Source organism: Streptomyces sp. NPDC096136, from assembly GCF_044763325.1.
Classification (GTDB): Bacteria; Actinomycetota; Actinomycetes; order Streptomycetales; family Streptomycetaceae; genus Streptomyces.
This window is the reverse complement of record NZ_JBIWFZ010000029.1, coordinates 33,050-44,679: the sequence shown is the minus strand read 5'-3', so window position 1 is coordinate 44,679 and position 11,630 is coordinate 33,050. Positions and strand designations below refer to the sequence as shown.

10 protein-coding genes are annotated in these 11,630 nt (G+C 75.0%); 9 read left to right on the top strand and 1 reads right to left on the bottom strand.

Annotated features, from left to right (window positions below; all coding sequences use genetic code 11):
* Positions 1-2: 2 nt before the first annotated feature.
* Positions 3-857 carry a LuxR C-terminal-related transcriptional regulator gene (locus tag ACIRBY_RS35640; protein ID WP_403908617.1) on the bottom strand — a complete coding sequence of 285 codons (855 nt, stop codon included), beginning with the start codon at positions 855-857 and terminating at the stop codon, positions 3-5.
* A gap of 302 nt (positions 858-1,159) precedes the next feature.
* Between ACIRBY_RS35640 and ACIRBY_RS35635 the strand changes: the two genes are divergently transcribed.
* The 9 genes from ACIRBY_RS35635 (at position 1,160) to ACIRBY_RS35595 (ending at position 11,605) form a co-directional block, all read left to right on the top strand.
* Entirely contained in the window at positions 1,160-1,417 is a 258-nt protein-coding gene (locus ACIRBY_RS35635) for a hypothetical protein (protein ID WP_403908615.1), read from the top strand.
* Between the two features lie 75 nt (positions 1,418-1,492).
* Positions 1,493-2,332 carry a thioesterase II family protein gene (locus ACIRBY_RS35630; protein ID WP_403908613.1) on the top strand — a complete coding sequence of 280 codons (840 nt, stop codon included), beginning with the start codon at positions 1,493-1,495 and terminating at the stop codon, positions 2,330-2,332.
* Between the two features lie 42 nt (positions 2,333-2,374).
* Positions 2,375-3,322: an isocitrate lyase/phosphoenolpyruvate mutase family protein gene (locus ACIRBY_RS35625; protein WP_403908611.1), complete on the top strand. Its 948-nt coding sequence runs from the start codon at positions 2,375-2,377 to the stop codon at positions 3,320-3,322.
* The gene (locus tag ACIRBY_RS35620) at positions 3,319-4,377 is read left to right on the top strand and encodes a 3-oxoacyl-ACP synthase (RefSeq protein ID WP_403908609.1); all 1,059 of its coding nucleotides are present in this window, start codon (positions 3,319-3,321) and stop codon (positions 4,375-4,377) included. The genes ACIRBY_RS35625 and ACIRBY_RS35620 overlap by 4 nt, the downstream gene beginning before the upstream one ends.
* Positions 4,374-6,728 carry an iron-containing redox enzyme family protein gene (locus ACIRBY_RS35615; RefSeq protein WP_403908607.1) on the top strand — a complete coding sequence of 785 codons (2,355 nt, stop codon included), beginning with the start codon at positions 4,374-4,376 and terminating at the stop codon, positions 6,726-6,728. The genes ACIRBY_RS35620 and ACIRBY_RS35615 overlap by 4 nt, the downstream gene beginning before the upstream one ends.
* Positions 6,729-6,739: 11 nt before the next feature.
* A complete protein-coding gene (locus tag ACIRBY_RS35610; RefSeq protein ID WP_403908605.1) occupies positions 6,740-7,930 on the top strand; it encodes an acyl-CoA dehydrogenase family protein in 1,191 nt (396 codons plus the stop codon).
* Positions 7,931-7,980: 50 nt separating this feature from the next.
* A complete protein-coding gene (locus ACIRBY_RS35605) occupies positions 7,981-9,243 on the top strand; it encodes a cytochrome P450 (protein ID WP_403908603.1) in 1,263 nt (420 codons plus the stop codon).
* A gap of 90 nt (positions 9,244-9,333) precedes the next feature.
* A complete protein-coding gene (locus tag ACIRBY_RS35600; RefSeq protein ID WP_403908601.1) occupies positions 9,334-10,416 on the top strand; it encodes a saccharopine dehydrogenase in 1,083 nt (360 codons plus the stop codon).
* Positions 10,406-11,605 carry a saccharopine dehydrogenase C-terminal domain-containing protein gene (locus ACIRBY_RS35595; protein WP_403908599.1) on the top strand — a complete coding sequence of 400 codons (1,200 nt, stop codon included), beginning with the start codon at positions 10,406-10,408 and terminating at the stop codon, positions 11,603-11,605. Before ACIRBY_RS35600 ends, ACIRBY_RS35595 begins: the two co-directional genes overlap by 11 nt.
* Positions 11,606-11,630: the final 25 nt, after the last annotated feature.

The following is an 11,630-nucleotide window of genomic DNA, read 5'->3' as shown; positions in this document are numbered from 1 at the left end:
CGTCACACCACGTACGTCGCCTCGTTGCGCCCCAGGAGGTAACCGAGCTGTAATCGGTTGTGCGCTCCGAGTTCCTGCTTGATGGCGGCGATATGGGCCTGGAGGGAACGCTCGCTGATCCCTATGCGGCGCGCGATGGCCTTGTCCGAGTAACCTTCCACCAGCAGGCGGCTGATCGACTCCCGGATCGCCGGGACGACCTCGTCGGCCGCCTTCGCGGCGTGGAGGGGGACGAAGGGAAAGGGCTTCGCCCGGTCCCAGGCCTTGTCGAACGTGTCGCGGAGAAATCGTACGATAGTCGGTTCGGTAATCGAGATCGCCGTGGTACGGTCCTCGTTCGCCGAAATGAAGGCGACGTCGTCCACGATGATCAAACGGTCGAAGAATTCTTCGAGCGTCCGTACTTGAGCGCCGTATTCCGTTACGGCGCGGACGTATTCCTTCGTCGCCTCGTCGAATCTCGTGGTGTGCTGATACAGGGTCCGCATCGCGATCCCCGCCGAGATTTGCCGGCGTACGGATTCCAGCGCGTCCTTCAGTACCGCGCTGGGCCGCGCCCCGTCGGGCTGGGCGGTGAGGATGTCCCGCCGGACCGCCCCGAGGGCCTCGTTGATCGCCGTCGAGATGCTGCCCAGGCCGTGCAGATACCGCACACCGGGCCCGACGACCTCCTCCGCCGGGGCCTCGACGGCCGCCGCCGCGGCCGGCCGGGCCGCCTGCTGGGCGGCCTCCTGCGCCAGCAGGCCCAGGTGCGTTGCGAGTTCCCGCAAGAAGGCCTGCGGTTCTCCCGCCGCGGCCGTGCACAGCTCCGCAGGTGCACCGCTCTGTGCGGTTTTGACGTATTTGACTACGTCCACTACCCACCCCTGTCTGTCCGGTATGGAGCTGTTTGCAGCGGTTGAGACCCCGTGGGTTCCCGCAATGCGTAAACCGGAGCCATCGTAGGTCTAGTTCCTCTCGAGCGGGCAGGGGAGATTTGGTCTCACCGCAGGAACGAACACCGAGAAGGCGCACCGGAGATCAGGACCACCCGGATACCGCCTCGGTTTGGCGTTCCTGGAATGTCCAAACACGAAACGACTCGAGGGGACTGGGCAAAATGGGGAAGAACCGCATGGTGACTCGTCCGGCCAACCGTGTTTCGGGAATCCGCGGACGCGTGGTTCTCGCGACGGCCGGCGTGGCCCTCGGACTCGGAACGGCGGTCGCCGGTTTCGCCACCCACGCCGCCCAGGACGCCTCCCCCGCGGGGTCCGTCAGCCACCTGCGCTCCGGCGACGTCGGCTGGAACCTCGTGAACCCGCACGTCGCCGCCGGTGAGAACGGCGAGGCGGGCGACGTCGGGTGGAACAACCCGCAGCCCGCGACCACCCCGGCGCCCACCCCCACCTCGACCAACGACGTTGGCTGGAACTGATCGCCCACCGACGCCCCGTCCTGCACTGCATCACCTCCCGCCACTGACCGACCGGCAAAGGAATGGCTGATCCTCGTGGTTGCCTCCCCATGGTTCCTGACCGCCGAGACCGCCGCAGGCCCCGCCCCCGCCGCCGTCCGCGTCTACTGCTTCCCGCACGCCGGCGGGAACCCCCGGACCTTCCTCGGGTGGCAGCCCGCCCTGGAGGGCGACGCGCGGATCGCCGCCGTCTGCCCGCCCGGCCGCGGCCACCGTTTCCGCGAGCCGGCCCCCGCCTCCCTCCCGGCCCTCGCCGACGGAGCCGCGGCCGCCATCGCCCTCGACGACGACACCACCGCCGGGCGCCCCTTCCTCCTCTTCGGCCACAGCTTCGGCGCGGCCCTGGCCTTCGAGGTGGCCCGCCGCCTGGACGGCGTGCGCGGCTTCGCCGGCCTCGTCGCCTCGGGATGCGCGGCCCCCTCCCTGCTGCCCACCCCCCGCGTCGTCGAGACGGCCCGCCTGGAAGGCCGCGCCTTCACCGAGGCCGTCGGGTTCTTCGGCGGTCTGCCGCCCGAGGTGATGCGCGACGAGGCCGTGCAGGAACTCCTCCTGCCGCACCTGAAGACCGACTTCCGCATGGTCGCCGCCCACCGCTACCGCCCGGGCCCCCCGCTGAGCGTCCCGGTCACCCTGCTCAACGGCACGGACGACCCGCACGTCGGCCCCGCCGCGCTCGACCCCTGGTCCCGCGAATGCGCCGCCCCGCCCCGGCGCCACTGGGCCGTCGGCGGCCACTTCTACTTCGAGGACGGGCCGGACGCCGCCACCTCCCTGCTGCGCTCCCTGGCCCGTGCGGCAGCGGCGTCCGCGAAGGTGACGAAGCCGGTGGCTTCGGGATCAACCGTCCCCGGCGATGAGTACGTTGAGCTGATCTGACGGCCCGCCCGACGTACGACGGCACCCCAGCGAGGACCCCTCATGAGCCACAGCCCCAGCACCGACCCCGCCGCCCGACTCCGGCGCGGCGAGGCCTTCCGGGACCTGCACACCGGCCCCGGCCCCTTCGTCGTCCCCAACCCCTGGGACGCCGGCAGCGCCCGCATCCTGGCCTCCTTCGGCTTCGCCGCCCTCGCCACCACCGGGGCGGGCCTCGCCCACAGCCTCGGCCGCCCCGACGGCGCCAACCGGCTGACCCGCGAGGAGCTCCTCGCCAACGCCGCCGCCATCGTGGACGCCACCGGACTGCCCGTCACCGCCGACCTGGAGAGCGGCTTCGGCGCGCGCCCCGAGGACGTCGCCGAGACCATCCGCCTCGCCGCCCGGGCCGGCCTGTCCGGAGGCTCCGTCGAGGACGCCACCGGCCGTGACGAGGACCCGCTGCGGCCGCTCGACGAGGCCGTCGAGCGGGTCGCCGCCGCCGTCGAGGCGGCCAAAGGGCTCGACTTCCCCTTCACCGTCACCGCCCGCGCCGAGAACTTCTTCCTGGGCCGGCCCGACCTCGACGACACCATCCGCCGCCTCCGGGCGTACGAGGCCGCCGGCGCCGACGTGCTCTACGCGCCGGCGCTGCCCGACGCCGAGTCGGTCCGCGCCGTCTGCGCCGCCGTCTCCCGGCCCGTCAACGTCCTGATGACCGGCGCCCTGAAGCTCTCCGTCGCCGAACTCGGCGCCCTCGGCGTGCGCCGCGTCAGTACCGGCTCCGCCCTGTCCCGCGCCGCGCTCGGCGCCCTCACCCGCGCCGCCCGCGAGATCACCGGGCCGGGCACCTTCGGCTTCGCCGCGGACGCCCTCCCGTACGCCGAGGCCAACGCGCTCCTGGCGGCCCCGGCCGCCACCACCCCGCCCGGGTCCGCCGCCACCGTGTCCGCCGCCCCCGCCCCGCCCGCCCCGTCCGCCGCCGACCGAGAGAGCGATCCGGCACCGTGAGCCTTCCGTACGCGACACCCACCGCGCCCGCCGGCCCGGGGGCCCGACCGGCCCCCGCCGCCGTCCACCTGTCCGCGCCCCGCTACGTCCTCGGCGAACTCCGCTGCGACCACACCACCGTCGAGGGCCTGCGGGAACGCGCCCGCCGTTTCGGCATGCCGCCCCGCGCCGACCTGTGGGGCTGGGGCTCGGTGTACCGCACGGCCAAGTCCCTGGAGACCCTCGCCGCCGAGACCGCCCGCGCCACCCTCGACGGCGCGGGCGCCGCACCGGCCGACGTGGACTGCCTCGTCCTGTGCTCCACCCGCTTCCCCGGCGGCCCGCGCACCCACGGCGCCTTCGTCGAGAACGTGATGGCCGCCACCGGCCTCGGCACCGCCGCCTTCACGGGCCTCACCCTCGGCCGCTGCGCCAACCTCCTCGCCGGGATCCGCACCGCGCAGGCGTACGTGGCCTCCGGCATGCACCGCACGGTCATGGTCGTCACCGCCGACCGGATCGCCGACGAGTCCGCCCGCATGGAGAACTTCGCCCTCTTCAGCGACGGCGCCGCCTCCTGCCTGGTCAGCGCGGACCCGCTCGGCCCCGACGCCTACGAGGTCGTCGCGGGCGCCGGGGCCCAGGACCCGGCCGGGCTCGACTGGTCCAACGAGATCAGCTCCGACCTGGCCCGCGAGGTCAACCGGCAGATCCTCGACGAGGCCGGCATGAAGATCGGCGACATCCGGGGCGTGCTCCACGCCAACCTCTACAAGCCCCTCGTCGTGCTCAAGGAACGCCAGGCCGGCTTCACCCGCGAGCAGCTCTTCCTCGACAACATCCCGCGCCTGGGCCACTGCTTCGCCGCCGACCCGCTGATCAACCTCGTCGACCGCGCCCGGGACGGGGCCCTCAAGCCCCACGGGCACTACCTGCTGGCGTCCAGCGTCCCGGGCGTACGGATAGCCGTCCTGCTCCGCGCGCTGCCGACGGCCGCGCGCACCCCCGAAGACCCGGCCGACGCCGACGCCGACGCCGACGCACCCGCAGCCGCACCCGAAGGATCCCTGGCATGAGCGCGCACCCGACCCCCGACGAGGAGACCTCCCTCGACATGGCGCGCAGCTTCTACGCGCCCGCCTTCACCCTCCCCGACCTCACCACCTCCCTGCCCCAGGGCCCCTTCGAGGCCTCCCCGGAGGGTGCCGCCGAAGCCGCCCGGATCACCGCCGGGCCGCCCGCCGCGCTCTTCCGGCGCCTGATCGCCGACCAGGAGAGCGAAGCCGTCCTCCTCGCGGCCCGCCGCGTCCTGGCCGCCTTCCTGACCCCGGCCGAAGAGACCGAGGACCCGGCCGCCGGTCTCGCCGCCCCCGGACCCGATCCCGCCGGTCTCGCCGCCGTCGGGCCTGACGCCGCCGGATCCGGCGTCCTCGGGCCCGACGCCGACGCGGACGCCGTCGCCGCCCACGTCCTGGCCGCCCGCGCCGAGTTCGCCGCCGTCCTCGCCCCGCTGCGCACCCACCCCGACCCCGAGGTCCGCACCGCCGTCCTGCGCCAGCGGGCCCCGCTCGCCCTGACCGGCGGCTGCTGGCTCGACACCCTCTCCCAGGCCGCCACCCAGCCCGCCGAGATCGTCGGCCGCCTCTTCGGCCAGCACTGGCTGCTCCAGGGCGAGGGCACCTCCGAGGCCGGCCTGCTCGGCCGCCGCCGCCGGGCCCTCATCGGCCACGGCGTCCACCTCCCCGGCGTGGAGGCCGCCGCCTTCCTCGACGAGGCCGGCGCCCGCCCGCTCACCGCCTTGCACGGCGCCTTCCACCTGGCGCTGTCCCGGCTGCCCGCCTCCTTCCTCCCCGAGGTCGTCGGCGTCCACTACGCCGCCCACGCCCTCGGCCTCGACGAACTCCTCCTCGGCACCGAGCCGATGCTCGCCGAGAGCGACGTACGGCCCGTGCTCGCCGCCTACCTCGCCTTCACCGAGGACTCCCCGACCGGCCGCGCCGACCGCCGCCGCGCGCTGGCCGCCGTACGCCTCCTGCTGCGCCTGGAGCGCGAGCACACCGCCGCCCTCGCCGAGCTCGCCGCCTGGCACGACGGGCTGTCGCTGGACGCGAAGGTCGCCCGGATCGTCGAACGGCACGCCCCGCACGCCGGCCGCCAGCACTCCGCCGTACGCCTGGGCACCCGGGCCCTCACCGACTGGCTGGACACCGGCGACCTCGACGCCCCCGCCTTCGTCCGCGAGCTGCGCGCCTCGCGCTCGCTGAGGCCCGCCCGCGACGGCGGCCCCTGCCGCTTCCTGAAGGCCGTCAAGTTCGGCGGCCCCATGTTCGGCATCTTCGACGAGCGCGAGGCCGCCGTCCTCACCGACTGGGCCCGCGCCATCGCCGACGGCGAGCCCGCCGGGGCCGACCTCGCGCCCGCCACCGCCGGGGACGCGCCCGCCCGCGCCTGGAGCGCGCGGCTCGCCGTCGACCCCGCCGACATCCTGGTGCGCGAGCCCGAAGGCCCCGAGGACCACCGCCGGTTCTTCCACCGGCTCGTCAACTTCGAACACCACCCCAACGTGCTGCCGCTCGCCCGCGCCCGCGCCGAGGCCGGCCTCGCCGAGGCCGAGATCCTCTTCGAGCACGGGGCCGAGGGCCTGCTCACCGACGCCTCCTGGTTCCCGTACACCCCCGAGGCCCTGCTGGAACGGGTCGAACGGATCTACTGGGACAAGCTCGTGGACCCGTACGAGCCGCTCACCGAGATCCCCTCCCGCGACGAGGTGGTCTTCGAGCAGTCCACGTACGCCCTGGGCAGCCTCATCGACGGCACCTGGGCCCACCGCGTCGGCAACCTCGGCCGCCGCGGCCGGCGCAGCGACGACATGCTCTTCTCCATCTACGCGGACGAGATGGGCCGCGGGGACATGGCCAAGAACCACATCACGATCATCCACAAGGTCCTGGCCAGCATGGACATGGACCTGCCGCACATCCGGCAGGAGGCCTTCCTGCACCAGGGCGACCTGCCGGACCACCTCTACGGCTTCTCCGTCCACCAGCTCTGCCTGTCGCTGTTCCCCGACACCCTCTACGACGAGATCCTCGGCTACAACCTGGGCATCGAGATGTTCGGCCTCGGCGCGATGCGGATGCACGAGATCCAGAAGCTGCGCCGGCACGGCCTCGACGTCTCCTACGAAGAGGCCCACCTGTCCATCGACAACTTCTCGGCGGGCCACGCCCGCCAGTCCGCCGACCTCGTCGTCGCCCACCTCGACGAGGTCCGCCACCTCTCCGGCGACGAGGCCGTCCAGCGCGCCTGGCGGCGGATCTGGCGCGGCTACGCCTCCTTCGCCTTCTTCATCGAACACGCCCTGGTCAAGCGGGTCCGCGCCGCCGGGGCCGAGACGGCCGGCGCCCCCGCCGAGCTGGTCATCTGAGGAGCCGGACCATGGAACCGACCACGAGCTTCGACCCCGAGGTGCTCGCCCTCCCCTTCTACGAGGACTCCCACCGCCGCCTCGCCGCGGCGGCCGGCGCCTGGTGCGACAGCAACCGCGTCCTGTGGGAGGAGGCCCGCGCCCTCGACCCGGACGCCGCCGGACGCCGCCTCGTGCGCGCCCTCGGCGCGGCGGGCTGGCTCACCGAACTGGACCCGCGCGGCGTCCCGGTGGACGACTTCCGGGCGGTGTGCCTGCGCCGCGAGGCCCTCGCCTACGCCGAGGACCTGGCCGACTTCGCCTTCTCCGTGCAGGCGCTGGCCGCGACCCCGCTGCTGCGCTTCGGCAGCGAGGCGCAGCGCCGCCGCTACCTGCCCGGGATGGCCGCCGGCACCCTGATCGGGGCGTTCGCGGTCTCCGAGAGGGAGGCCGGGTCCGACCTGGCGTCGGTCGGGCTGGAGGCGGTGCGCGAGCGGGACGGCTCGTACACGCTGAAGGGCCGCAAGGCGTGGATCGCGAACGGCACCATCGCGGACGTGTTCGTGGTCATCGCCCGTACGGGGGAGGGCCCGGGACCGCTGGGCCTGTCGGCCTTCCTGGTGCCGGCCGCCACGCCCGGGCTGCGGGTCGAGCGGATCGACGCCATCGCCCCGCGCTCCTTCGCCCACCTCTCCTTCGAGGACTGCCGGCTGCCGGCCGACGCGGTGCTCGGGCGGCCGGGCAAGGGGTTCGTGGTCGCCGTGGACCTGCTGGAGCGGTTCCGCACGACCGTCGGCGCGGCCGCCCTCGGCTTCGCCCGGCGCGCCTTCGACACCGCCCTCGCGCACGTCCTGGCACGGGAGGCGTACGGGTCCGTGCTCTTCGACCTCCAGCTGGTCAAGGCCCGCCTCGCCGACATGGAGGTGCAGCTGAACGCGGCCTCGCTGCTGGTGGCGCGGGCCGCCTGGGAGACCGACCGGGGCAGCCGGCGCTTCGCCCGGCACTCCAACATCGCCAAGGTCCACGCCACCGAGGCCGCGCAGGAGGTGGTGGACTGCGCGGTGCAACTGCTGGGCGCGGCGGGGATCGTCCGGGACTCCGTCACCGAGCGGCTGTACCGGCAGATCCGCTCGCTGCGCATCTACGAGGGCACCTCGGAGGTCCTGCGCATGGCCATCGCGGGCTCCCTCGACATGCGCAGGGCGGCGCGCGCCGCAGCCTGACCGCCCGTACGACCCGCCCCACCCGTAAGACCGTTCAACGAGGAGATGCAGTGAACGCCCCGAGCACCGTCGAGCCCACCCCCGTCGAGGCCGTCCGCCTCGCGGACCCCTACCCCTTCTACGCGCGCCTGGTGGCTGAGCGCCCCTTCGCCTTCGACGAGGCGCTCGGGGCGTGGGTGGCCGCCGACGCGGCCGCGGTGCGCGCGGTGCTCGGCGCCGGCGCGCTGCGGGTGCGGCCGGTGGCGGAGCCCGTTCCGGCGGGCATCGCGGGGACGGCGGCCGGGGAGGTCTTCGGCGAGCTCGTACGGATGACGGACGGGGCGGCGGCGGTCCGCCTCAAGGGGGTCGTCGCGCAGGCGCTGGCCCGCGCCGACCTCGGGCGGGCCGCCGCGCTGGCCGCCCGCTTCACCCGCGAGGCACTGGCCGGGGGCGGCGAAGTCCCGTACGAGGAGCTGATGTTCGGGGTGCCGGCCCGGGTCGTCGCGGCGCTGAGCGGCCTGGCCGACGGGGCCGACCGCGAGGCGGCCGCGGCGATCGGCGACTTCGTCCGCTGCATCCCCGCCTCCGCGGCGGAGGACGACCACCGGGCGGCCGCGTCGGCCGCCGCCCGACTGCGCGAACTCCTGGGCCCGCCCCTGGCCGCCGCGTCCGCCACCGATGCGGGGTCCGGCGCCGGGGTGCTGCCCGGGGCCCGGACCGGCCGCGAGGGCGCGGCCCCCGCCGGGGCGCCGGCTCCGGCGGGTGGTTCGGCGTACCCCGCCGGCCGGGCGAACGGGCTGCTGCGGGAGCTGGTCGCGGCCGCCGAGCGGACCGGCTGGGAACACGCCGGACCGCTGCTCTCCAATGCCATCGGCTTCCTCTCGCAGACCTACGACGCCACCGCCGGCCTCATCGGGAACACCCTCGTCGCCCTCTCCCGGGGCGCCGGGGCCCCCGACACCGGGGCGCTCGACACCGGGGCGCTCGTGCGCGAGGTGGTCCGGTACGACGCGCCGATCCAGAACACCCGCCGCTTCGCCGCCGGGGCCTTCACCCACGCGGGTTCCACCGTGGAGCCCGGTCAGCCGGTCCTCGTCCTCCTCGCCGCCGCCAACCGTGACCCCGCCGTCAACCCGGACCCCCACACGCTGTCACCCGGAAGGGTGAATCCGACCGTGTTCACCTTCGGTGCGGGAGCCCACCGCTGCCCGGGCGGGGAGCTGGCGACGGTCCTCGCCACCGCCGTGGTGGACGGACTCCGCAGGGCAGGCTGGAGCACCTCAGCGACCCCCGCCTACCGCCCTCTGGCGAACGCCCGGATCCCGCTCCTCTAGCGCGCGAGAACGTCCAGGACGCAGCCCCCGCAACCGCGATCAGGCCGGGGGTCACCCACCCCCATGCCTCCAGACAGGACAAAACGCACCATGTCGGACAACAAGTCGGACCACACCCACCTCTGGATGCGGCACGAGGCCCGCCCCACCGAGCGCCGCGCCCCCCTCACCCCGCAGGACGCCGCCCGCCTCGTCGAGGCCGGAGTCCGCATCACCGTCGAGGAGTCGGCCCAGCGCGCCTTCCCCCTCGGCGACTACGCCGCCGCCGGCTGCGCCACCGCCCCCACCGGCAGCTGGCACGAACAGGCCCCCGACGACGCGTACGTCCTCGGCCTCAAGGAACTCCCCGGCGGCCCCGGCGCCCCCGCCCTGCGCCACCGCCACATCTACTTCGGGCACGCCTACAAGGGCCAGTCCGGCGCCCGCGAGCTGCTCGCCCGCTTCACCGCCGGCGGCGGCGCCCTGCTCGACATGGAGTACCTCACCGACGACACCGGCCGCCGCGTCGCCGCCTTCGGCTACTGGGCCGGCTACGTCGGCGCCGCCCTCGCCGTCCTGCACCACCGCCGCGCCCTCACCACCCCGCTGGTCCCCACCGACCGCCCCGCCCTCGACGACCTCCTCGCCTCCACGGCGCCGGCCGCGGACACCACCGCCGCCCTCGTCATCGGCGCCCTCGGCCGCTGCGGCCGCGGCGCCTGCGACGCCCTCGTCCAGGCCGGCCTGGAACCCACCCGCTGGGACCTGCCCGAGACCCGCGACCTCGACCGCGCGGCCCTCCTCGGCCACGACCTCCTCGTCAACACCGTCCTGACCAGCACCCCCGTACCGCCCTTCCTGACCAAGGCCGACCTGGACGAACCCGTCCGCCGCCTGCGCCTGGTCTCCGACGTCACCTGCGACGTCACCTCCGACTGCAACGTCCTGCCCGTCTACGACGAGACCACCACCTGGGCCGAGCCCGTCCGCGCCCTGCGCGACGGCGAACGCCCCCTCGACCTGATCGCCATCGACAACCTCCCCTCCCTCCTCCCCGTCGAGGCCAGCACCGCCTTCTCCGCCGAACTCGCCCCGCACCTGCTGCGCCTGGCCGAGTGGGACGGCGTCTGGGCCCGCGCCCTGCACACCTACCGGACGGCCGTCGAAGCCCAGGAGGCACCCCTTGTCATCTGACCCGCCCGCGCCCGCCGCGGCCCCCGCGTCCGGCACCGTCCACTGGATAGGCACCGGCCTGTCCACCGGCCGCTCCGGCCTCTCCCTCGTCTGCGAGCGCGCCCGCCGCGTGGTCCTGTGGGACCGCACGGCCGAGCGCGCCGCGGTCCGCCTGGCCGCCCTCGGCCTGGCGGGCCGCGCCGAGGTCCGCGCCCTCACCCCCGCCGCCCTGGCGGCGGAGACGGGCGCGGGCGACGTCCTCGTCTCCATGCTCCCGGCCACCGAGCACGCCCCCCTGCTCGGTCTGGCCGCCGACCGCGGCGCCCACTTCGCCTGCACCAGCTACACCTCCCCGGATCTGGCCGAACAGGCGCAGCGGGCGGCCGCGCGGGCCCGTACCGTCGTCCTCACCGAGGCCGGGCTCGACCCCGGCATCGACCACCTCATGGCCCACGACCTCGTCGCCCGGGCCCGCGACGCGTTCGGCCCGTCGCCGGCGACCGCCGTGTTCACCTCCTACTGCGGAGGCCTCCCGGCGGACCCCGGACCGTTCCGCTACCGCTTCAGCTGGGCCCCGTACGGGGTGCTCAGCGCCCTCGGCAACCCGGCCCGCTACATCGACGGGTGCGCCGAGCTCACCGCCTCCCGCCCCTGGGAGGCCACCACCCCCCTGACCCTGGCGGGCGAGGAGTTCGAGGTCTACCCCAACCGCGACAGCCTCCCCTTCGTCGCCCAGTACGGCATCCCGTACTACTGGCACCTCGACAGCTTCGTCCGCGGCACCCTGCGCAACGCCGGCTGGCGCACCGCCTGGGAGGAGGTCTTCGAGACCGTCGCCGCCGGGGACCAGGACGCCGTCCGCGCCCTGGCCCACGAGCTCGCCGCCCGCCACCCGTCCGGCCCCGCCGACCTCGACCGCGTCGTGCTGTCCGTCTCCCTGGAGCTGCGCACCCGGTCGGGCGAGTGCTGGCGCGGCTCCCGCCTGCTCGACCTCACCGGCGGCCCGGACGAGTCGGCCATGGCCCGCTGCGTCTCCCTCCCCGTCGCGTACGGGGTGACGCGGATCCTGGCCGGCGCCCTCCCCGCCGGGCTGAACCGGGCCGCCGGGACGCCCCGCGAGGCCTCCCGCTGGCTGTCGTTCCTCGGCGCCCACGGGCTCGCCGGCCGCTACGAGGAGACCGCCTCCACCCCCACAGGAGTACCGGCATGACCGCCTGACGTCCCCACCCCACCCC